This window comes from Halobacillus aidingensis, assembly GCF_900104185.1.
GTDB classification, from domain to species: domain Bacteria; phylum Bacillota; class Bacilli; order Bacillales; family Halobacillaceae; genus Halobacillus; species Halobacillus aidingensis.
In genome coordinates, this window is record NZ_FNIZ01000027.1 from 28,698 (window position 1) to 51,005 (window position 22,308).

Annotated in this window: 25 protein-coding genes and 2 rRNA genes; 1 reads left to right on the forward strand and 26 read right to left on the reverse strand. The window is 44.8% G+C overall.

The genetic code is table 11. The features are described 5' to 3' along the window. Positions 1–25: 25 nt before the first annotated feature. The 13 genes from BLS23_RS19030 to metG form a co-directional block, all read right to left on the reverse strand. Positions 26–979 carry a ribose-phosphate diphosphokinase gene (locus BLS23_RS19030; RefSeq protein ID WP_089654598.1) on the reverse strand — a complete coding sequence of 318 codons (954 nt, stop codon included), beginning with the start codon at positions 977–979 and terminating at the stop codon, positions 26–28. A gap of 15 nt (positions 980–994) precedes the next feature. Then, positions 995–2,374: a bifunctional UDP-N-acetylglucosamine diphosphorylase/glucosamine-1-phosphate N-acetyltransferase GlmU gene (gene glmU, locus BLS23_RS19035; protein WP_089654599.1), complete on the reverse strand. Its 1,380-nt coding sequence runs from the start codon at positions 2,372–2,374 to the stop codon at positions 995–997. A 157-nt stretch (positions 2,375–2,531) separates the two neighbouring features. Beyond that, positions 2,532–2,831, reverse strand: a complete 300-nt coding sequence (gene spoVG / locus BLS23_RS19040) for a septation regulator SpoVG (protein ID WP_075038302.1) — start codon at positions 2,829–2,831, stop codon at positions 2,532–2,534. A 169-nt stretch (positions 2,832–3,000) separates the two neighbouring features. Continuing rightward, positions 3,001–3,819, reverse strand: a complete 819-nt coding sequence (purR, locus tag BLS23_RS19045) for a pur operon repressor (protein WP_089654600.1) — start codon at positions 3,817–3,819, stop codon at positions 3,001–3,003. Positions 3,820–3,872: 53 nt separating this feature from the next. After that, positions 3,873–4,745, reverse strand: a complete 873-nt coding sequence (gene ispE, locus BLS23_RS19050; RefSeq protein ID WP_089654601.1) for a 4-(cytidine 5'-diphospho)-2-C-methyl-D-erythritol kinase — start codon at positions 4,743–4,745, stop codon at positions 3,873–3,875. Positions 4,746–4,858: 113 nt separating this feature from the next. Next, positions 4,859–5,038 (reverse strand): small, acid-soluble spore protein, alpha/beta type, encoded by a 180-nt coding sequence (locus tag BLS23_RS19055; RefSeq protein WP_089654602.1) that lies wholly within the window; start codon positions 5,036–5,038, stop codon positions 4,859–4,861. A 168-nt stretch (positions 5,039–5,206) separates the two neighbouring features. Continuing rightward, the gene (gene veg, locus BLS23_RS19060) at positions 5,207–5,467 is read right to left on the reverse strand and encodes a biofilm formation stimulator Veg (RefSeq protein WP_035511778.1); all 261 of its coding nucleotides are present in this window, start codon (positions 5,465–5,467) and stop codon (positions 5,207–5,209) included. Positions 5,468–6,139: 672 nt separating this feature from the next. Further along, on the reverse strand, positions 6,140–7,024 hold the full coding sequence (gene yabG, locus BLS23_RS19065) for a sporulation peptidase YabG (protein WP_208599195.1): 885 nt from the start codon (positions 7,022–7,024) through the stop codon (positions 6,140–6,142). Between the two features lie 69 nt (positions 7,025–7,093). Further along, a complete protein-coding gene (gene rsmA / locus BLS23_RS19070; RefSeq protein WP_089654604.1) occupies positions 7,094–7,963 on the reverse strand; it encodes a 16S rRNA (adenine(1518)-N(6)/adenine(1519)-N(6))-dimethyltransferase RsmA in 870 nt (289 codons plus the stop codon). Then, positions 7,953–8,516, reverse strand: a complete 564-nt coding sequence (gene rnmV / locus BLS23_RS19075) for a ribonuclease M5 (protein WP_089654605.1) — start codon at positions 8,514–8,516, stop codon at positions 7,953–7,955. Before rnmV ends, rsmA begins: the two co-directional genes overlap by 11 nt. A gap of 99 nt (positions 8,517–8,615) precedes the next feature. Further along, the gene (locus tag BLS23_RS19080; RefSeq protein WP_089654606.1) at positions 8,616–9,875 is read right to left on the reverse strand and encodes a G5 and 3D domain-containing protein; all 1,260 of its coding nucleotides are present in this window, start codon (positions 9,873–9,875) and stop codon (positions 8,616–8,618) included. A 210-nt stretch (positions 9,876–10,085) separates the two neighbouring features. Then, positions 10,086–10,859, reverse strand: coding sequence for a TatD family hydrolase (locus tag BLS23_RS19085; RefSeq protein WP_089654607.1), 774 nt, complete (start codon positions 10,857–10,859; stop codon positions 10,086–10,088). Positions 10,860–10,940: 81 nt separating this feature from the next. Continuing rightward, the gene (gene metG, locus BLS23_RS19090; RefSeq protein WP_089654608.1) at positions 10,941–12,896 is read right to left on the reverse strand and encodes a methionine--tRNA ligase; all 1,956 of its coding nucleotides are present in this window, start codon (positions 12,894–12,896) and stop codon (positions 10,941–10,943) included. Positions 12,897–13,311: 415 nt separating this feature from the next. Between metG and BLS23_RS19095 the strand changes: the two genes are divergently transcribed. Beyond that, positions 13,312–13,587: an AbrB/MazE/SpoVT family DNA-binding domain-containing protein gene (locus BLS23_RS19095; protein WP_075038313.1), complete on the forward strand. Its 276-nt coding sequence runs from the start codon at positions 13,312–13,314 to the stop codon at positions 13,585–13,587. 122 nt (positions 13,588–13,709) lie between these two features. On the opposite strand, the gene rsmI is transcribed toward BLS23_RS19095, so the two are convergent. The 13 genes from rsmI to BLS23_RS19160 all read right to left on the reverse strand — a co-directional run. Next, positions 13,710–14,585 carry a 16S rRNA (cytidine(1402)-2'-O)-methyltransferase gene (gene rsmI / locus BLS23_RS19100; RefSeq protein WP_089654609.1) on the reverse strand — a complete coding sequence of 292 codons (876 nt, stop codon included), beginning with the start codon at positions 14,583–14,585 and terminating at the stop codon, positions 13,710–13,712. 6 nt (positions 14,586–14,591) lie between these two features. After that, complete coding sequence (locus tag BLS23_RS19105) at positions 14,592–14,849, reverse strand: GIY-YIG nuclease family protein (protein WP_089654610.1); 258 nt, start codon at positions 14,847–14,849, stop codon at positions 14,592–14,594. After that, complete coding sequence (locus BLS23_RS19110; protein WP_089654611.1) at positions 14,839–15,582, reverse strand: tRNA1(Val) (adenine(37)-N6)-methyltransferase; 744 nt, start codon at positions 15,580–15,582, stop codon at positions 14,839–14,841. The genes BLS23_RS19105 and BLS23_RS19110 overlap by 11 nt, the downstream gene beginning before the upstream one ends. Before the next feature lie 673 nt (positions 15,583–16,255). Then, the gene (gene yabA, locus BLS23_RS19115) at positions 16,256–16,600 is read right to left on the reverse strand and encodes a DNA replication initiation control protein YabA (protein ID WP_089654612.1); all 345 of its coding nucleotides are present in this window, start codon (positions 16,598–16,600) and stop codon (positions 16,256–16,258) included. A gap of 15 nt (positions 16,601–16,615) precedes the next feature. After that, positions 16,616–17,443 carry a PSP1 domain-containing protein gene (locus BLS23_RS19120; protein WP_089654613.1) on the reverse strand — a complete coding sequence of 276 codons (828 nt, stop codon included), beginning with the start codon at positions 17,441–17,443 and terminating at the stop codon, positions 16,616–16,618. Positions 17,444–17,450: 7 nt separating this feature from the next. Continuing rightward, on the reverse strand, positions 17,451–18,437 hold the full coding sequence (holB, locus tag BLS23_RS19125) for a DNA polymerase III subunit delta' (RefSeq protein WP_089654614.1): 987 nt from the start codon (positions 18,435–18,437) through the stop codon (positions 17,451–17,453). A 13-nt stretch (positions 18,438–18,450) separates the two neighbouring features. After that, positions 18,451–18,891 carry a YaaR family protein gene (locus BLS23_RS19130; protein ID WP_089654615.1) on the reverse strand — a complete coding sequence of 147 codons (441 nt, stop codon included), beginning with the start codon at positions 18,889–18,891 and terminating at the stop codon, positions 18,451–18,453. An 18-nt stretch (positions 18,892–18,909) separates the two neighbouring features. Beyond that, positions 18,910–19,239: a cyclic-di-AMP receptor gene (locus tag BLS23_RS19135; RefSeq protein ID WP_089654616.1), complete on the reverse strand. Its 330-nt coding sequence runs from the start codon at positions 19,237–19,239 to the stop codon at positions 18,910–18,912. Between the two features lie 54 nt (positions 19,240–19,293). Further along, positions 19,294–19,923 (reverse strand): dTMP kinase, encoded by a 630-nt coding sequence (gene tmk, locus BLS23_RS19140; protein ID WP_089654617.1) that lies wholly within the window; start codon positions 19,921–19,923, stop codon positions 19,294–19,296. A gap of 2 nt (positions 19,924–19,925) precedes the next feature. Beyond that, complete coding sequence (locus BLS23_RS19145) at positions 19,926–21,341, reverse strand: aminotransferase class I/II-fold pyridoxal phosphate-dependent enzyme (protein ID WP_089654618.1); 1,416 nt, start codon at positions 21,339–21,341, stop codon at positions 19,926–19,928. A 271-nt stretch (positions 21,342–21,612) separates the two neighbouring features. Beyond that, on the reverse strand, positions 21,613–21,795 hold the full coding sequence (locus BLS23_RS19150) for a sigma factor G inhibitor Gin (RefSeq protein WP_089654619.1): 183 nt from the start codon (positions 21,793–21,795) through the stop codon (positions 21,613–21,615). 176 nt (positions 21,796–21,971) lie between these two features. Continuing rightward, positions 21,972–22,085, reverse strand: a 5S ribosomal RNA gene (gene rrf, locus BLS23_RS19155). A gap of 91 nt (positions 22,086–22,176) precedes the next feature. Beyond that, positions 22,177–22,308: ribosomal RNA gene (locus BLS23_RS19160) — 23S ribosomal RNA — on the reverse strand; the annotation flags it as partial.

Here is a 22,308-nt window from a genome sequence, read left to right on the forward strand (position 1 = left end):
AAGAGTTAAACCTAATTATTCAAAATTAATCAAATAAAATACTAATGGATTGACGTTCATGGACACGGACAATGGCTTCACTGATCAAGCCAGCTACAGACAACTCTGTAATTTTCTCGCTTGATTTCTCTTCGCCAAGTGGAATCGTGTTTGTAACCACAAGCTCTTTAATTTTTGAATTATCGATACGCTCGATAGCAGGTCCAGATAAGACAGGGTGCGTACAACAAGCAAACACTTCTTTGGCGCCGTTCTCGACAAGAGCGTTGGCCGCCAGTGTAATGGTACCCGCCGTATCAATAATATCATCGATTAAAATCGCGGTCTTGCCTTCGATGTTACCGACGATGTTCATGACTTCGGCAACGTTTGGACGTGGACGGCGCTTATCAATGATAGCTATAGGGGCTTTTAGACGATCCGCCATCTTACGCGCACGTGTTACGCCTCCATGGTCAGGAGAAACGATGACAACATCCTCAAAGTTCTTCTCCTCAAAATAGTCGGATAGAATTGGAACACCGACAAGGTGATCGATCGGCAAGTTGAAGAATCCTTGAATTTGCGGTGCGTGCAGATCAAGCATCAATACGCGGGAAGCTCCTGCCGTTTCAAGCAGATCAGCAATCAATTTCGCTGTAATCGGCTCACGGGCACGCGCTTTTCTGTCTTGTCGTGCATAGCCATAATAAGGCATGACAATATTGATTGATTTTGCTGACGCACGTTTCAAAGCATCGATCATGATTAGGAGTTCCATGATGTGTTGGTTGACAGGCTCACATGTGGATTGGACAACATATACATCACACCCACGGATACTTTCTTCAATGTTGATTTGAATCTCTCCGTCACTAAAGCTCGTGACTGTACATTTACCTAGCTCGACTCCGATGTTATCAGCAATCTCTTTCGCTAACTCAGGATTTGAGTTGAGTGAGAATACTTTCAGTTTTGAATCCTTATATCCAGTTGCCATGGATGGAACCCTCCGTTAATCTTTTTTGATCGATTTCATTTTACTTGCATAGCCTTCTTTGTTCGTCTGACGGGAACGGGCAATCGACAAAGCCTCGGACGGGACATCCTGGTTAATTGTAGAGCCCGCAGCTACATAAGCACCTTTTCCTACGGTGACAGGAGCAATCAAGTTGGAATTGCATCCGATGAATGCATCATCTTCAATCGTCGTCAGATGCTTGTTCTCTCCATCGTAGTTCACCGTGATGGTTCCACAACCGATGTTGACACCACTTCCAACCTCAGCATCCCCGATATAACTTAAGTGAGAAGCTTTGCTTCCATCGCCGAAGGAGGCTTTTTTCACTTCCACAAAGTTTCCGACTTTCACATCATCGCCTAAAGAAGATTGCGGACGAATGTGAGCAAAAGGCCCAATCTGGACACGGGAGCCGATTTTACTATCAGCAGCGACACTCTGTTTAATGGTCGTCTCACTACCTACGTAACTGTTTGTAATCGTCGTATGTGGCCCGATAAGAGCATCATCTTCAATAGTCGTTGCCCCTTCCAAAACGCTTCCAGGATAGATGACAACATCTCTTCCTATGGTCACATCTGGACCGATATACGTTTGTTCAGGATCGACAAGCGTAACCCCATTTCTCATATGTTGCTCGTTAATCCGTTGTTTCATTAGCTTTTCTGCTTTTGACAACGCCACACGATCGTTAACGCCAAGAGATTCCGAAAACTCCGGTGTTTGATAAGCACTGATTGTTTCGCCCTGACCTTTCAGGATTTCAATGACATCTGGCAGGTAATATTCGCCCTGAACATTATCATTGGAGACGTTTTTAAGTGCATCAAACAACATAGCATTATCAAAACAATACGTACCTGTATTGATTTCTTGAATCGCCTGTTCTTCATCAGAGGCATCTTTTTGCTCAACGATTCGTTCCACCTGGCCATTTCCGCCACGGATGACACGTCCGTACCCATGCGGATCTTCGGCATGTGCCGTCAGAACCGTCGCCTTCGCTCCTTCTGCATCATGATGATCCAGGAGCTTTTGAAGCGTTTCCCCTGTCAATAACGGCGTATCGCCACAGACAACCACGGTCGTCCCTTCTTTATCAGCCAAAATATCATCCGCTTGCAAAACAGCGTGGCCTGTTCCCAACTGCTCCTCCTGGATGACATAATGACTATCCTCACCAAGCTGTTCCTGGACTTTTTCAGCGCCAAAACCTACAACGGTGATCAACTCTTGCAAATCTAATGTATTCAACTGGTCGACAACGTGCTGAACCATCGGCTTTCCACATACGGGATGCAAAACCTTATAAAGTTTAGACTTCATACGTGTACCTTGGCCAGCGGCTAGAACGACAGCATATCTATTAGTCATGAACGTACCTCCATCCTAAATATCCACTTTGAATCATATCTCAATACAACACGTATTTCAACATTTAGAGGAGGAACACGGACGGAAATCCCACCAAGCTCTAGCATCAAAAAAAGAGTCTAACCTGGTTCGGTTAGACTCGTGTTGTGCGTAAGTATTAGGAAGCGCCGGCTTCTTCGAATTCCACCTCAGCTTCTTCCTCATCACCAGCACGGTGATAAGCTTCAAGTACAGCGTCCTGGATCTTTCCACGAGTACCTGAATTAATCGGGTGTGCAATGTCACGAAACTCCCCATCCGGAGTGCGTTTGCTCGGCATCGCCACGAACAGTCCATTGTTGCCATCAATCACCCGTATGTCATGGACAACAAACTCCTGGTCCAAGGTAATAGAAGCAATTGCTCGCATTCTTCCATCAGTATTCACGCGTCGCAGTCTTACGTCAGTTACTTCCATTAGATTCACCACCTTTTATACAAAAGAACTTATGTAAGACAAATTCCACAAAACGGGAAAAAATCCTGCTAATTTTTCTAAAAAATTTTTTGATTCTGTATATTCGAGTGTGAAACCATGAAAAAAGCCCTCATACAAAAGGATGAGGGCTCTTTTCAAAACATATTTTTTATATATTTTCTAACAAGTTTCCTGGTCGGACTTCGATGGAGGATTTACGTTCATCTGCATTAATGATCTGCACAACCGATAAATAATCATCCACAACACGATCTTCCTCTTCGTCTTCTGCTTCAGCAAGTACACCGATTCCTGCCAATTCAGCATCAAATTCCATTAATAAGTTCCGCATTCCATTAATGGTTCCACCAGCTTTCATGAAATCATCAATGATGCATACCCTTGATCCTTGAGGAAGAGATCTCTTCGTTAAAACCATCGTTTGGATCTTCCGTGTCGAACCGGAAACGTAATTAATGCTCACCGTTGATCCTTCGGAAATTTTCGGATCTCTTCTCGCAATCACTACGGGAACGTTCAAGTAGGAAGCGACAGCGTAAGCGAGAGGAATCCCTTTCGTTGCTACCGTCATCACCACATCGATGTCTTTATCACGAAAAGCAGAAGCGAACAGTTTGCCGATGTTACGCGTCGTTTCCGGATCACCGAGCAAGTCACTCATAAATAAATAGCCACCCGGGAGGAGTCTCGCAGGATCCTCCAGCTTCTCACATAACTCTTCAACGAAACGTTGGCTTTCTTCTTTTGAGAAAGCAGGGATATATTTCACTCCCCCTGCTGCTCCAGAAACCGTCTCTAAATAGCCGATTCCCTCATGTTGGAACATTTTGTTGACGATTCCTAAATCTTCACTGATAGATGATTTCGCAGCATCATACTTTTCTGAGAAAAAAGGAAGAGAAATAAGCTCTCGTGGTCGATCTAGAATATAATGAGTCATAGCGACAAGTCTTTCGCTTCTTTTCATACAAAGACACCTCTAAATCCGAATGTTTTCATTAAATATAACAAATTCGTACGTTATTTATCAAGTGGTTCTCTGTATCCGAGCATACGAACCATGAAAACTTCCGTACAAAAGCCCTTTAAACTGTTATAGATCCTTTGGGCCCGTGCATCGTGTTCAACGAGGGAAAAGACGGTGGGGCCACTTCCACTCATGAGAACCGCATCAGCTCCTGCTTGTTTCATCTGCTCTTTGATTTGACCGACTTCCTCATGCATCTGAAGCGTCACACCCTCAAGTGTATTGCCGACGTTCTTACAAATGCCGTAGTAGTCTCCTTTTTTCAAAGCTTCTACCATGGCTTCCGTATTCGGATGCTGAGCAGCACTCAAATCAAGGTTCTTATAGACCGACTGGGTCGATACACCAAGCGTAGGTTTGGAAAGGACCACCCAACATGGAGGAGGGGCAGGAAGGTGTTGGATTTTTTCTCCGCGGCCGGTCGCAAGTGCCGTTCCTCCATACACACAGAAGGACACATCTGAACCAATTTCCGATCCTAGTTCAGCTAATTCATCCATGCTCAAACCTAACCCCCACATCCGGTTCACACCTCGTAGGACAGCTGCAGCATCACTGCTGCCTCCTGCAAGCCCAGCAGCTACAGGGATGTTCTTTTCAATAAAGATTTTTACCCCCTGAGTCACGCGGAAACGATCTTTCAACAATTGGGCCGCACGGTAGGCTAAGTTACGCTCATCATTCGGGACAAAACGGCTTTCCGATTCCACTTTGATTTCATCGTCAGAGAGGAGGGTCAATTCAATGCGATCCGCAAGATCGACAGTTGTCATGACCATCTCTACTTCATGAAACCCGTCTGCACGTTTATGTAAAGCATCAAGAGACAAATTAATTTTCGCAGGAGCTTTTTCAAGTATTTGCATGCAAACACCTCATCTTCCATTTGATTCTGAAAGCATTGTACCATACTTGATGGGTTGGTGAGGGGCACGAGAAAGGAAAAAGCCCCTGGAGCATCAAGCGCCAGGGGAAAAGCTTACTGTTGGTTGTTCACCATTTGTTCTTCTGCCATTTGAATTGCTCGTTTTACCATATTGCCGGCATCCCGCCCAGAAATGCCGCCCCATCCGTCTTTTTCTACCTTGTCGTAAAACCCAAGTTCTTTCGCGATCTCTTCTTTCAACGAATCGGACATCATGCTACGCTTACGTCCCATCGTCTTCAGCTCCTTTCGCTTTCACTCAGCTACGACAATGTTAGTATGTGCGGAACATGTAACGGACAAGCAAGGGAGTTGTATGTAAGGATGGTAATGATTCCTTCTTTATCTTTGTGAATGATATTCCATTTTGCAGACAAAATAAAAAAGCAGCAAACGGTTGGTTCACTGCTCAAGTGCCATAGTCTGTAGGTCGTCGAAGTTCAATTCGACTGTCTCTGTAAGTACATCTGCATAGCTGTAAGATACACGTTCAAAAGCATTTTCTTCTTGATCCAGCTCTACAATGAAAACAGCAGGATATGTCTCTGCCAATACACCGGATCGCTCGATTGTTTTACGGCGTCCGCCGTTTGCTTTCAAAGTTAGGCGTTTACCAATTTGCCCTTCAAGGGATTGCTTGATTTCTACTAACGTTTTAGCCACTGCACTCCACCTCACTGTAAATTAGTTTATCACAGACTTGGGACAAAGTCAAATAAAATTATTAATTATACCAACTGAGCATTCACAATGCAACAGAATGATATAAATAATCGGTCCTGGTTAGCTTATCCATTTCAAGGAAAAGTATGTAACCTTTTTTCATTTTCTCCAGTTCCCTTACATATACTACTTCCACTAAAGCTCCCTATTGTGGAAGACTCAGTTTCAAAATAACCGGGGGACGTTTGCCATATTGAGAGTCAGGGGTGGTTGAATATGAGAAAACGAACCCCTTTGCCAAGTTGGATTGTCTTCCACTACCCCGCTGTTTAGAAGCATAATTCGCTCTGTATCAAGCTTTCATGGACCTGAACATGGGAGTTTAATCTTACACTCCCATCAAGCTGGATAGCTAACTTATCCAAGGAGTGGTTTCGAGACACTGATATGGTAAAGGGGCGGAGGGGAATGGGGAGACTCCTGCGGGAAAAAAGTGCATGGTGAGACCCCGCAGGACGCAGTCCGAGGAGGCTCACCGCGCTCCCGCGGAAAGCGAGCTATTCCCCGCAGCCCCATTCACTCAATAAACATCTCGAAACTGAGTCTTCCACAAACCTGCCAGTTAGTTGAAGATGAATATAAAAAAGCCGTCATGGGGAGATGACGGCTTTTTTATGGTTCTTCAGTCTCTTCTGTTTGGTTTTCAGTGTAGGGCATACCGATCCGGAGCAATCCTTTAGTTTCAATCCCGCCAAGGCCATCTTCTCCACTGATGGTATTACGAATGACTTCCCATATGTTGATATGGTCCATAAACGAAGTGTACGCCACACGAGCAGCGACGTAGACCGGGTCGATGGCGTGAATGTTAACTCGGGCGGGGGAGCTCGCAAAGTTCGCTCCTGCCCGTATGATTGACTCAAAATGGGATTGGCAGGCACCCGCAAAGACGACCATTTGATCGAAGTTCGGATATTTCCTCCTTATGTTCCGGACAGCTTCTACAAAGTATTTGGAATGACGATAGGACTCTAACTCCCTGACGGTTCCTTTCGCTTTGGAGTAAGAGTCGTGTCCCGTCAAAACGACAATTTCCGGGTGCACTTTTTCGATTAGAGACAGGACTTGGTTCGGCATTTCTTTTTCATGAAGGTATTGCCCATGGACTTGCAAACCAAGTTGTTCATATAAAGCAATACATTTCTTCAAAAACAATGGATCTCCATCTATATGAAGAATGCGGGGTGGTATTTGAAAGTAATTGGTTTCTTTCTTTTCTGCATACCCGCTCCCCGCTTCTGCTTCTCTTTTTTCTTTGAGGAGCCTGTAATCCTGACGAAACAATCGGTAGGAATAGGCTTCTTTCTCATCGACTTCACTTTTTCTACGGTGATACTCAGCTCCGGTTACTTTTTCAAGATCATCGAGAGGGGCGTCGGCCTCGAGTCGTACATGCTCGCCCATCAATTTTAAGAGCGGTCCCTTCTCTGACTTTACTCGAAAAATGATGTCGTGCTGATAGGATTTCCGTGTTACAAGGTCTCCACTTGATATCATCACTTCCCCACCTCACTCTATACACTACTGTAGTGTATGTGTGAGCATGGGCTTTGTGTCTCTTTACCGCTACTTATATAAAACGTTGGCTAGGTCAGCAAATTCCTTCATCGACAAAGATTCCCCACGCCGAGACGGTTCGATATTGATCTTTTCCAGACGGCTTCTGAGCTCTTCCTTATCCATTTCCCCTTTAAAATGACGGGCTAAGTTGTTCATTAACGTTTTTCTGCGTTGACCGAACGTCGCTTTTACGACGTCGAAGAAGAACTCTTCATCCTCAACTTCCACGGGTGGTTTTTCCCTCATTTCTAAATGCAGAACGGAAGAATCAACGTTTGGTTGGGGCATAAAGACGGTCTTAGGTACATTCAAGACGACACTTGCTTCTGTATAATACTGGACGGCAATGGAAAGGGAACCATAACTTTTTGTATTGGGTTCAGCAGCCATACGATCCGCTACTTCTTTCTGGATCATGACCGTAATGCTGTCGATAGGTAATTGGTCCATCAGAAGTTTCATCAGAATAGGCGTCGTAATATAATAAGGAAGGTTAGCTACGACACGAACCGGTTGACCAGGCTTGAAATGGTCAGCGATGACACGCGCGACATCCGCTTTGAGAATATCCTGGTTGATGACTTCGACATTGTCGTAGCTCCCAAGGGTTTCTTCCAAAATCGGAAGGAGGCGCTGGTCGATTTCAAAGGCAACCACACGGTCAGCGTGCTGAGCCAGCTGCTCTGTTAAAGCCCCGATTCCTGGTCCAATCTCTATCGCATTCGCTGAACGGTCGATTCCCGCCTCTGCAATGATATTTTTTAAGATATTGACATCAATTAAGAAGTTCTGCCCCAAGCTTTTCTTAAATGAGAACCCGTAGGTCTGTAAAATTTCTTTCGTTCTTGTCGGTGTGGCTACTGCTTTACTGTTCATCTCTTTCCTCCTGTATGATCTGATCCATCACTTCATTTAGCTGGTGGGATGTAATGTGGAACATATTCAATCGCTTCAGCAACTGTTTTCCGTTCGTCTTGCCTATTCTGAGGGCGAGTCCCAATTTTTCTCGGCGCTTGGCAGCTTTTGGCCCTCCGATGAGCCCGTAGTTGACGAGATCAGCTTTTGCTATTTCGCCTTCTTGGATATCCACTAATTCATAAACCGCAGAAAGTGCCTCCTGGATATCAGCAATCGTCGCATGCTCGATCCCAATCCCCTTGTCATGCTTAGCTCGCGCACGATGTTTTGGTAAGAAGGCATGCTTGCACGCAGGAATGTGTTGGCTTACGATATGCCTGATCCGTTCTCCGGGATAATCTGGATCAGTAAAAATGATGACCCCTCTTTTATCCTGGGCATGTTGGATTTGCTCAAGAACGCTCTCATCAATCGCAGACCCATTCGTCTCAATGGTATCTGCATCCACGGCCGATTTAATTCGGGCGGTATCATCTTTCCCTTCCACAACAATCACTTCTTTAATTTTCACTGTCTTTCCTCCTGTTGCATTCCCTTCATCATCTTTCCATAGCATACCATGAGTCTATACACGGAAAAAAGCAGAGGAACGATTCCTCTGCTATCTCCATTAATCTAATATTTTTACTTTTACATTACGAGACCCGAATTTAAGAGCCTCACTCCTGGAAGGAACGAATAGATCGATTCGGTTTCCGTTTATGGCTCCGCCTGTGTCTCCGGCAACGGCATACCCATATCCCTCTACCCAGACGCGACTTCCAAGTGGAATGACGCTCGGGTCGACCGCTACGACTTTTTGATTAGGATTCGCTTTCAAGTTGATGCCTGTAGCCGTAATACCGGAACATCCTGCGCAGTTAGCGGTGTAGGCCGTGGCATGCATATATAAAGTCTTCGCTTCACTTGTATCGTTACGCGAAACCGTCGTAGAAGCTTGACTGGAAGTAGAACGGGAAGAGCTGGACGAGTTGGATGAACTTGAAGCAGCAGCTGTCGCTTTTTTCTCTACTTTCGTTCCAAGAGCAACCACTTCTGTCTTACTCTCTTGTTCCACCGTTTCTTTGATCAGTTCACGGCTTGCTTCCTCGCCGTTTTTCAAAATCACTTCGTATTCCTTCGTAATCAACCCTTTTTCACCACTGGAAACGACTTTCTTTTCTCCTTTTGGAAGGGAGTCGTCTTTCTTCGTTTCCACTGTAAAGTCCACTTCCTCTTCCACAATGTCGGTCACTTTTTCAACTCTGGTAATCATGACCTTTTTATCAGAGGAGAGATCTTCTTCTTCACTTAGATTCAACTCATCCAGTTCGTTCAGGGTGATTCCCTCTTCTTGAAGCAATTCGTCAACCGTGGATGCGGTCGTCCAGATTCTTCCGGATTCCCCGCCATCATTGACGGTCACTTGGAAGGCCTGCTGGACTTCGATGTTCATGCCTTCTTTAATGAGAGCATCAGGATTATGGGAAACTTCATCCCGCTTGTTGAACTCCAGACCCTCCTGCTCAAAGAATTCCTCCACCGTCGAGGCTGTTGTATAGTATTCTTCTGTATGATTACGATCGATGGCTAGATTGATAGACTTAGATGCTATGTACGTGACATCCATTCCATATTCAACCGGATCGGATAAGTTATGCGATAATTCATCATGTGGTTGGACAGTGACATCGAGCTCTGATAATAATTCATCGATTGTATCAGCATGAGTGCGTATCAGTTCTTTTTGCCCATTTTGTGTCACTTGAACAGAAGCTTTAGTAGCTTCATACGAAACGGTTACTAAAAAGGCGATGCATAGGACGGCAATCACAGTTGCCCATACCATCATGTGACTAATGGCTGATTTTAACAGGTTTCCTATTTTCATCCTTTGGCCTCCTTTCTAAAGCACGCGTTTTATTGTAGTCAAGTGACAAACACATGTCAAACGGACCCTCTTTACACAAAAATAGAGGAGCCAGCGTGACCATCACTGACTCCTCTATTATGCTATTTTACCTAGACGATTAACATAACAAACATGTTACAGTTCCCATACAATTGGATGAGTTTTGTAATATACCTTCCAAGGTCCCCTTTATTGCGACTGGATTCCAAAGAATTCGAGGGCATTCGAGGTCGTGGTTTCGCTGACCTCTTCATAGGAAATCCCCTTCAATTCAGCGATTTGTTCCGCAACGAGCTTCACATATGCAGGTTCATTTCGCTTCCCGCGGTTCGGATGCGGAGCAAGGAACGGGCAGTCCGTTTCTACTAACAAATGCTCAAGGTTCACCGCTTTGGCCACTTCTTTTGGTAATTTTGCATTCTTGAAAGTGACAGGACCTCCTAAGGAAATCATAAAGTTCATATCAATGCATTCCTGCGCCGTTTCGACAGGCCCACTGTAACAGTGCATGATGCCGCCGACTTCCGCCGCATTCTCTTCCTTAAGAATTTCAACGATATCATCGGTTGCCTCACGATTGTGGATGACAATCGGCATCTTCACTTTCTTTGCCAGACGGATCTGTTTACGGAACACTTCTTTTTGGACGTCTTTCGGTGATTTATCCCAATGATAATCCAGTCCCATTTCCCCGATCGCGACGACTTTAGGGTGCTGAGACAATTCCTCGATCCATTGAAGATCCTCATCCGTCATATCAATGGCATCGACTGGATGCCAGCCTACAGCGGCATAGATGTTCTCATACCGCTCGGCAATTTCCATAGCTTTCGGAATCGTTTTCCTGTCGAAGCCTACAACGGTCATATACTGGACACCAGCTTCTTGTGCTCTTTCAATTGTTTCTTCCATGTCCTCCTCGAACTGATCTGCATTCAAATGGACGTGCGTATCAAACAACATTCATTCTCCCACCTTCATCAAGTAATCATCATGTAAAAAAAGGGAAAGCACTATGGAGAGCTTTCCCTTTTTATTGGTGTGTTATTTCACTTTCGTGCCATTCTTCAACGTCTGGTCCACGGATGCTAAAGATAGGCCATTGTCATCTTCACCCGCAAGAATCATCCCTTCAGACAATTCTCCACGGAGTTTGACCGGCTTCAAGTTGGCTACACAAATGACTTTTCTTCCCACAAGATCTTCCGGAGTGTAATGTTCAGCGATGCCAGAAACGACTTGGCGCTGCTCATATCCGAGATCCAGTTGGATTTTCAGCAGCTTATCTGCTTTTTTCACCTTGTCGACTTTCAGGACTTCTGCGACACGGAAATCAAGCTTCATGAAATCATCAATCGTTACTTCTTCCGCTTCATCCTTTTTCTCCTCTTTCTTCTCTTCTTTTTGAGGACCTGATTTTTTCATCATGTCTTTAATGATTTGAGTCTCTTCTTCCGCATCAAGACGCGGGAAGATCGGCTGGTCTTTTTGAACCTTCGTTCCTGCTGGCAGGATGCCGAATTCGCTGAGGCTCTCCCATGCTTTATGCTCATCTGCTGTGACACCAAGCTGCTGGAAGATGCGCTCAGGCGTCTGCGTCAAGAACGGCTGAAGCATGACGGCGATTTGACGAAGAGATTCAGCCAGGTGAGCCATCACATTACCAAGGCGTTCTTTGTGGTTTTCATCTTTAGCCAGCACCCAAGGCTGTGTTTCATCAATATATTTATTCGTACGGCTGACGAATTTCCAAAGATCTGCAAGAGCCACAGAAAACTCCATGTTTTCGAGAGAATCTTCTACAGATATTCTCGTCTCCTGGGCAAGTTTTTCAAGACTTTGGTCAAATTCATCTTCACCTAATGTCAGTGCTGGAATTTCACCATCGAAATATTTACTGATCATCGCGACCGTACGGTTCAACAGGTTCCCTAGATCATTCGCAAGGTCATAGTTCGTGCGCTCAACGAATGCTTCTGGTGTAAAGACTCCATCAGAACCGAACGGTACTTCACGAAGCAAGTAGTAACGCAGCGCATCCAGACCATAACGATCACTCAGTTGGACCGGATCCACGACGTTTCCCTTGGATTTGGACATTTTTCCGTCTTTCATCAAAATCCAACCATGGGCAAATACCTGCTTTGGTAAAGGGAGATCCAGAGCCATCAGCATGATCGGCCAATAGATCGTATGGAAACGTACAATTTCCTTCCCGACAAGCTGGACATCTGCCGGCCAGTATTTTCGGTATTTAGAATCATCACCACTATCGTAACCGAGCGCTGAAATGTAGTTACTCAAAGCATCGATCCAAACGTAAATGACGTGCTTTTCATTTCCTGGTACACCAACTCCCCAATCGAATGTGGTCCGGGATACCGCCAAGTCTTCAAGGCCTGGCTTAATAAAGTTGTTGATCATTTCATTCTTCCGGCTTTCCGGCTGGATGAATGTAGGGTTCTTATCGTAGAACTCAAGCAATTGATCCACATAGTTGCTCATCTTGAAAAAGTAGGATTCTTCTTTTACTTTTTCTACCTCCCCGCCACAATCCGGGCAGCGGCCGTCTTCCAGCTGACGCTCTGTGAAAAAGGATTCACAAGGAGTACAATACCAACCTTCGTACTCATCCAAATAAATGTCGCCCTTTTTCATTAAGTAATCGAAAATTTTCTCTACCACTACTTTGTGGCGATCCTGCGTTGTACGAATGAAGTCATCATAGGAAATATCGAGTTTATCCCATAATTGCTTAATTCCGCTCACAATATCATCAACGTAAGCTTGTGGGGACACTCCTTTTTCCTCTGCCTTCCGCTGGATCTTCTGTCCATGCTCATCCGTTCCGGTCAAATACATGACATCATAGCCCCGCAAACGTTTGTAGCGTGCCATAGCATCACCCGCTACGGTCGTGTAGGCATGTCCAATATGCAAATTACCACTAGGGTAATAAATAGGTGTCGTTATATAAAACGTCTTGTTTTCCTCAGGCATCCTGTTCCCTCCTCAAAATCTTCATACCATAAGTCATAAAAGGTCATGGTATCATTCTATCGATTTATCTCCTTTATTTCCATTCCTAACATTAAAATATACCGAATTTTACGTAAAACTGTCAAAAGAACCAAACATTATAATTTCACATCTGTAAATACTCTGGTAAAATAAAATGTATATAGACAGGTTGGATAAACCAACCAGATATGGGATGAAAGGGATGGGTTGAGTTGGAAAGAGGCCTGGATGAAACGCTACACTCACCCATTTTCAATACCTTCACCAGTATTTGGAGTTGGAAATTCTTATCCCTTTTTAAGTAATTGACACGTCTGGGAATGGTTGGTACTATATTGTCGAGACATATGTCGAAACATGACAGCTAAACTTTTGATTGAGGGGAGACAGAAATATGAAATCTACAGGTATTGTACGTAAAGTCGACGAGCTCGGTCGCGTGGTTATTCCGATCGAACTTCGCCGCACACTAGGAATTAACGAAAAGGACGCGTTGGAGATTTATGTGGACGATGACCGCATCGTTCTAAAAAAATATAAGCCCAACATGACTTGCCATGTCACAGGGGAAGTTTCAGATGAAAATATGAAACTGGCAAACGGCAACCTAGTCCTAAGCAAGGAAGGCGCGCAAATGCTCCTTTCAGAACTACAAGACAACCTAAAATAAATTAGATTTAGAGATAAATAGAAAAGAGACGATTGACTGGTAACAGAGAGAAAAAAGACATATGTTAAAGCAACCCCTTACTGTTCACAGGCCTGACAGTAAGGGGTTTTTTGATGCTTTTTTTATTTTTCTTCTACATGATAAGCCTGATAGACCTCCCGTTTCGGGAGCTTCCGGTCTAAAGCCGTCTGCTTGATCGCTTCTTTATTCCTCATTCCATCGTTTTTGATATAGTGCTCGACGTGATCGACGACCGATAAGCTGGCCCACCACTGGCCATCCGCAGGTTCTACATCGTCGGCCCCTTCAATCACTACACAAAATTCCCCACGAACTTGTTCAGAATGAGACCAATCGACTAATTCTCCCAAATCCCCACGGACATATTCTTCATACCGTTTCGTCAGTTCCCGGACTAACGAGGCCTTTCTATCCCCAAGCACTTCATGGACATGGCTCAACATCTCTTTTAATCGGTGGGGGGATTCATAAAAGATCAGAGTAGCTTGAATGGATTGAAGCTGCTCTAAAACGGCAGCGCGATCTTTCTTTTTCCTAGGAAGAAATCCATGAAAATAAAATCCTTCTGTGGAAAGCCCTGATCCGGCGAGGGCAGGCAAGGCGGCATTCGCTCCAGGTAGAACAACAACTGGCACATCTGCTTCCACTGCTCTTTGGACGAGGTCTGTTCCAGGATCTGATATTCCCGGCATGCCGGCATCACTGACGATGGCGATATTTTGGCCATCGCGAAGTCTCTCCATCAACTCCGGCCCTTTCGTATGTTTGTTATGTTCATGGTAACTAACAAGTGTTGTAGAGATCTCAAAGTGATTGAGCAATTTTCTAGAATTTCTCGTATCCTCAGCGCCAATCATATCCACTTCTTTTAAAGTGTGGACGGCACGGAAGGTCATATCTTCCAGGTTCCCAATGGGAGTGGGGACAATATAAAGCGTCCCTTGTTCATGATCCATGAAACTTTTTTGTACATTCATCCACGCTCACCCCTTTCTTTGTTCAATCCAGTATTCTTTCTCTTTCCTTGTCATCCGTTTCAGCCGATATTCTTGTTGTAAGGCTTCTGACTTCGTTTCATACACCTCATACGCTTCTAATACTAGTGGGCCCCTTCCTCTCGTGTACTTGGCTCCTTTGCCTCTCTGATGCTTATCTAGTCTAGCTTCCAAATTGTTGGTGTAACCGGTATAAAGGGTCCCATCTTTACATTTGAGCATATAGACGAAATGACTATTCTCCATAAAGAATTTCCCTTAGTTCCTGGGTATATTCGTCATCATTCGTAAGGGCGTACAATGGAGGTAAAAATTTCAGTCCTGGCTTTCCGTCCCGGACTCCTTCAACCAGCAGAATGTTCGCCTCTTTTCCTTCTTTCGGATATACGAGCCGCATCCGTTTCGGTTCCAACTTGTACTTCTTGAATAGTTGAATAATTTCTACCATGCGCTCAGGGCGATGAACCATAGATACTTTTCCCCCGGACTTGGCAAGCCTGCTGCAAGCCTCTACAACGTCTTCTAAACTGCAATGGATTTCATGCCTGGCAATCGCCAAATGCTCATTCAAGTTCTGTTCATCTGCTTTTGGAGTAGGAAAATAAGGAGGATTGCATGTGACAAGATCGAATTTGTCATTGCCGTAATGGCCGGGCATGTCCTTTAAATCCCCATGAATCATATCAAGTTGATCTCCGAGGTCATTCAGCTCTATATTACGGAGGGCCATGTCATAGAGCCGCTCCTGAATTTCCACCCCGGTAATCGGAACATTTGAGCGGGTGGAAAGAAAAAGAGGAACGACCCCATTCCCTGTACATAAATCAAGGATTTTCCCGCGCGTTTTTGGTACGTAAGTAAAGTCAGCGAGTAACACCGCATCCAACGAAAAAGCGAATACGCTCGGGCTTTGTATAATCCGCATGTTTTCTTTTGCTAATAAAAAGTCAATTCTTTCATCTCCATATAATTGAACCATTTCCGCTTTCCTTTCTATTTCTCGCTTTATTTTCTATCACTATTAGCTCCCTATTCTGGAAGACTCAGTTTCAAGATAACCGGGGTTCGTTAGCCGTATTAGGAGGCAGGGGTGGTTGGGAAGCTACTCGCTTTCCTGTGGGGGAGCGCCGAGCTTCCTCGGACTTCGTCCTGCGGGATCTCGTCTATCTCCTTCTCCCACGGGAGTCTCGCAGCTTCCCAACAACCCCATTCCATGTGGAAGAGAAACGAACCCCTATACTAAGATGATGCGTCTTCCACACCCTACTCAGAAGCAGGCATAAGGGGCTCTATATCAGGCTTTCGAACTTGGAATGACTACTGGGTAGAGTATTATATTTGCTTGCAGCGTTTCCAGAAATCGTTTCGAGACAATTACATGGCAAAGGGGCGGAGGGGAAGGGAGAGACTCCTGCGGGAAAAAAGTGCATGGTGAGACCCCGCAGGACGAAGTCCGAGGAGGCTCACCGCGCTCCCGCGGAAAGCGAGCCATTCCCCGCAGCCCCCCTCCACTCAACAAAAGTCTCGAAACTGAGTCTTCCACAATCCTGCCAGATTATTTAATAATGCTCTTATGAAAAAATCAACCGAACTCAGCCATGATATAAAGAGAGCCCTTCCTCGAACGAGCAAGGAAAGGCTTGGACCTGGAATTATTTCTTTTTGTTCAAGAAAGATAAGCAAAACAGACAATCTTCGTCTCTCGGGCTGCCAAAATGAAGATTACAAATATGAAAGCCTTCTTCGTATAGCCTCGCGAGGTTATCATAGCCTTCCCCGACGACCGCACCCTTGTCCTGTTTGAATCCTGAGGAAGATTGTTCTTTTTCATTCTCTTTCTCTAACCGTTGTCGCAAGTGATGATTTTCAAGCGATAAATGCTGGTTTTCTTCTAAGAGATAGGCCAGCTGTTTTTTTAAATCGCCGAGCTGTTCATAGAGCTCACCGATTTGACTTTCAAAATGGGATACTTGTTCAAATATGGCTTTCTTCTTCACGCTCGACTCCACCCTTTATTCTGAGGCTTCGGTTTGAAGAACTCCTTCATCGATCAGCTCTTGCAGAGAGTATTCAAGGACGCGCTCTTTGTCGCGGAATTCAATCTGCACCATACGCTCCAGCATATTAAGCCCGACGACTTTTCCTTTACCGAAGGAAGTCGCAATGCTTTCACCGAGGTCAGGAAGCTCTTTCTTCGCATTTTCGTAATCATCATTTTCGTACTTGAGACAACACATCAAGCGGCCGCAAAGCCCAGAAATTTTCGCTGGATTCAAGGATAAATTCTGGTCCTTGGCCATTTTTATAGAAACAGGTTCGAAATCACCTAAAAACGTTGAGCAACAAAGCATCCGTCCACATGGACCGATCCCTCCGAGCATTTTCGCTTCATCCCTGACACCGATTTGGCGCAGTTCGATCCTCGTCTTGAAGACCGACGCAAGATCTTTGACTAATGTACGGAAGTCCACACGGCCATCAGCCGTAAAGTAAAAAATGACTTTGTTACGATCAAACGTGTATTCGACATCCACAAGATTCATGTCCAATTTATGTTCACGGATTTTCTTTTCGCAAACCCGGTAAGCTTCTGCGGCGTTGTCTTTGTTTTCATCCACCGTCACTTTATCTTTATCATCTGCCATACGGATGACTTTTTTAAGAGGTAAAACAACGTCTTCTTCATCTATGGATTTATTAGCAATGACAACTTTTCCGAATTCGATACCGCGTACGGTTTCGACGATGACATAATCATCCGTCGTCATCCGCAGTCCCCCCGGATCGAAATAATATACCTTACCCGCCTGCTTAAATCGGACACCTACAACTTCGATCATTCGATCATCACCTCTGTAGTTGAAGGGTAAGTTGTTCCATCACTAAATTAGGATGGACATTTTGATTTATCTTTCGTTTCGCCTCAAGAATATCCGTTAAGCTCCGCGCTGCTGACTGACGTGACCAACGCATCGCTGCCTGGTTCAAATTTTCTCTCTCTGTCGTAAAAATGATCGATTCTTCCCGGTCCAAAAGTTGGTTGATCACATCTTGGAACCAGAGCATCAATACATCCAGACCACGCTGCAGCTGCGTTCGCTCTTTGAAATGAGGCATCCACTGATGGTTGATAAACAAAAGTCCTTCATTTGGTTTATTTTGAAGCACTTCAATTAATTGTATCACTAGTTTTCGCACATTCGCAAACCACTCATCTTCATTCATCTCGAGGGCTTCTGTCAAGTTATTCGTTAACGATGACAAAAGTCTCGCATTCGATTCAGAGACGCCTTCTTCGACCAGTTTCTCCCGAACAAGCAAGGGATTCAGAGGCTGAAAGGCGAGCAATTGACAGCGGGACCTGATGGTATCGAGAATGGTCGGGCCGCTCTCTGTGAGTAGCATCGCTGTCGTCTGCTGGTTCGGTTCCTCTAAAAATTTCAATAACCGGTTCGAAGCGTTGACCGTCATTTTTTCTGCATCGACGATGATATAGACTTTCCGATTTGATTCCAGACCTGTGTACGTAAATTCTTTTTGCAAGTGAAGAATTTGTTCTTTTTTAATGGATTGCCCCTCAGGCTCTATCCAATGTAAGTCAGGATGGTTCCCTGAATCGATTCGGTGGCAGTCCCGACAACTCTGGCAAGGTTCCGCCCCTTCTCTGTTTTTGCAAAAAATGCTTTTCGCAAAAAGGATGCTTAACTCCCGTTTACCGGTTCCGCGATTCCCCTGGAATAAGTAAGCATGTGAAATCCGATCCTTTTTGAAACTGTTCATAAGCATTTGGGCAGCTAGAGGCTGGATGTCTTTCATTTGTGTCCAAGTCTGCATACTACTTCCGTCCTTACGTATATAAATTAATGAGCAAACCTTTGATTTCACCGATCAGCCCAAGCAGATCAACCGTACGCTTTTCTTGATCCATGACTGCCTCTGTCAGTTCAGAAAGCTTCTCATCGACTGATTCTACAATCGTCAACTTACGGGTCTGCCCATGTGCATTCCAACTGTGAGAATGCTTCAGATTCATCCCATATTGAACGGATTCTTTCATGAATTCTTTGATGAGACGCTTATATTTAGCCAAATCACGAAAGGACCGAGCCCTTGCCACCCGTTCCCCCTGTGCCGTTATACTATTCATCAGCCGGTTCAATTGGGCTTCTTGAAGCTGCCGTGATTGGGACTGCACCATCGCATCAAAACTAGGCTTCCCGTTCGTCTGATGAGAGGAATGTTTTTTTGCCGCATCCATCTGTGTCCGTATCTCTTGATTGATCTTCATTCTTGTACCCCTTCTAAGTTAAAACTGAAAAAAGGAATCGACCGGCAAAATAAATACAGTGGCTCCTCCTACCTCGACCTTTACTGGTTTTGGAATGTAAGAGTCCGCATTCCCCCCCATCGGTGAAATCGGTGCAACCATCTGTTCACGCTGGCTGCAATTATCTTTAATAATATCTAAAGCATCATCCACTTCATCATCATTACAACCGATCATGAACGTTGTATTTCCCTCTCGTAAAAATCCACCTGTCGTTGATAGTTTGGTCGTTTTAAAATCATTCTCCGCTAAGGCATCCGTCAAACGATTGCTATCCTTGTCCTGAACGACCGCAATGATCATCTTCATGCAATCATACCCTCCTGTTGGGTGTTTTCTCCTATTATAACAAATGGCTGGAAATTATGATGGCAAGTGACCACTTAAAACGTGGTACGCATCTTTTTTCACCGACTCGAACTGCTGATCAGCATCAATCACCTTGATGCGGTCCTTACTTTGCGCAGCCAGTCGTTGGTAGGCATCATAAACTTTTTCGTGAAAATCGATATGTTCAAGGTCAAGACGGTTTTTCTCTCTTCCCTGGTTTGCAGCAATCCTCTCCAACCCTCGTTCAGGCTTAATATCAAACAACAAAGTCAAGTCCGGCATATGATCATCGATTGCGAATTCGTTAATTTTAAAAACTTCATCCATACCCAGGTCTCGGGCCACTCCCTGATAGGCAAGACTGGAATCCACAAACCGGTCACAAAGCACAATTCTCCCTTCGTTTAATGCTGGTATGACTTTTTCCACGAGATGCTGCCTGCGCGCAGCTGCATAAAGCAGAGCTTCTGTACGACCATCCATTTCTGTGTGAGAAGGATCAAGGATCACTTCTCTTATCTTTTCTGCGATGCGGATCCCGCCAGGCTCTCTCGTTTCGAGCACGGAATACCCTTGCTCTCTCAATTCTTTTCCAATCTCACGCAGGATGGAAGTTTTACCAGCCCCATCGCCACCTTCGAATGTTACAAACAATCCTTTCACATCTATTCTCCTTTAAAAACAAGAACGCCTTGTTCCATACCTGTATTTTGAAAGCGTGCACCCTGACTTAGCAAGGCATGCACCTGAGCTATGTGTTGCTCATCCAACCGCTCCCCCTTCATGACTAAAGGAATGCCGGGTGGATAGGGGATAATCGCTTCTGCTGCGACATACCCTGCAGCTTCCTGCCAACCCACTCTCACCACGTCCATTCTTTGCATGAGCGAATAGCTGTATTCCAGCTTTTGAACCGCTGGAAATTGGATTTGATTCTCTATTATTGTAGCACGGTTTGTTTGCTTTTTTAATTGGGAATCCAAGGTCTTGAGCCGTTCTTCCAATAGCAGCAAATCCACACTCGGAGCGAGTCCAAACACGAGTAAAACTTGATTCGTTGTTGCAAGTTCCGGTACGATTCCCACGGCATCCAGGGCATCCGCCCATTCAAACCCTGTACCGCTTAGAACCTCCAACGTAAGCTTCAACGGATCATCCGTAGCTTTCACATCCCAATAATTATACGACCTGAACAAGGACTTCACTTGTTCTAAGAAAGAAAATAGATACTCCTTATCAGAGGCATTCCATGAAGCTAAATAAGCCCTTGCCACATCTAAACTCGCCATCAGTGGATAGGAAGGACTGCTCGACTGCAGCATTTGCAAATAATGACGGACCCGGTTCAGGTCAATTCTGTTTCCTTGTACGTGAAGGAACGAAGCCATGGTCATCGCAGGAGCCATTTTGTGCGCAGACTGGGCCACACCATCTGCGCCTGCAGTTAAGGCAGCCTGCGGGAAGGGGGGGCCGAGTTGAAAGTGAACCCCATGGGCCTCATCAATCAGTAAGGGTACACGGTAGCGATGAACGACTTCTGCGATTTTTTTCAAATCATACGTCCTTCCGAAGTAATCCGGGTAAGTCAAAAATACGGCTTTACTGTCAGCGTGGTCCTTCAAAGCTTGCTCGACGTCCTCTGCAGAAACGTGACTATGTCGCCCTGTTTCCCTTTCATACCTTGGAGAGATAAATACAGGAGATGCACCCGAAAGTTCGAGAGCATTCAGTACGGACTTATGACAATTTCTCTGTACAATAATTTCATCCCCAGGATGACAAACAGATAAGATCATAGCCATATTGCCGACCGTCGTACCATTTATCAAGAAAAAGGTATGATCACTATGAAAAAATTCACTCGCTAACTGCTGAGCTTCTTGGATCACACCTTCTGGAGCATGCAGATCATCTAGTCCTTCTACTTCAGTAGCATCCAACTGCAGGATTGATTGAAACTTTTCATAGGCCTGCTTCTCAAACACTTTTCCATACTTATGGCCAGGCACATGGAAAGATAAAGGTTTTTGTTCTATATTCCGTTTAAGCGCTTCGTACAGCGGTATATATGTAGAATCCATATGAATCACCTTCTTCCATGTTCAAGCTTACATAAATAGCCTCAGACAAGCAATACACCCTTCGGCATAGAACAAAGGCTCAGAGCCCCTGGTAGATACGAAATGTATATATAACGGCTGGATATAGGTGCCCTTCCGCAAGACGCATAGCTTTTGGCGCTAGTGTCTGACGTTGGATATCCGTATACGGGTTCCCGCGCCAATAAAAAAATCCATCCTACATACAAGGATGGATGTGTATTCTTCTTCATAGCTGCTACGCTCATTTATATTAAGACGGAATCATAGACCGATGGGCTTTGGCCATACGCTTCACAAAGTAATCATACTTTGGGTCATCGGCAGGTGTGTCGATCATTTCTTCCTCACAATCTTCACAAATAAAAACCCTTAATAGATAAATTCCCTTTTCTGTTTCTTTTTCACATATACTGCAATGATCTTTACGACTCACTCGTTCTCCCCCTCCCTTTAATCACTACGTCTTTACACTTAGTATCTCCGAATCTATCAACCTTATACATTAAATTTAAAGAAAGTAGATTTTCATGGAACAGAAGAGAATGGATGAGTTTTAATATTAAAGTACAAAAAAACCTTCAGGAATCAATCCTGAAGGTTTTCTAAATGACGTGGCGGCGTCCTACTCTCACGGGGGTAAACCCGACTACCATCGGCGCTGAAGAGCTTAACTGCTGTGTTCGGCATGGGAACAGGTGTGACCTCTTCGCCTTCACCACCACATCAATATAAAGTTTGAGGTGAACCCTCAAAACTGGATAAGGAAACATCTTGTTTGAAAAAGTACGATCTTTTCACGAATGATTTTCATCAGATAGATAAGTCATCGATCCATTAGTATCCGTCAGCTCCACGTGTCACCACGCTTCCACCTCGGACCTATCAACCTCATCGTCTCTGAGGGATCTTATTTGCTTAAAGCAAAGGGAAATCTCATCTCAAGGGG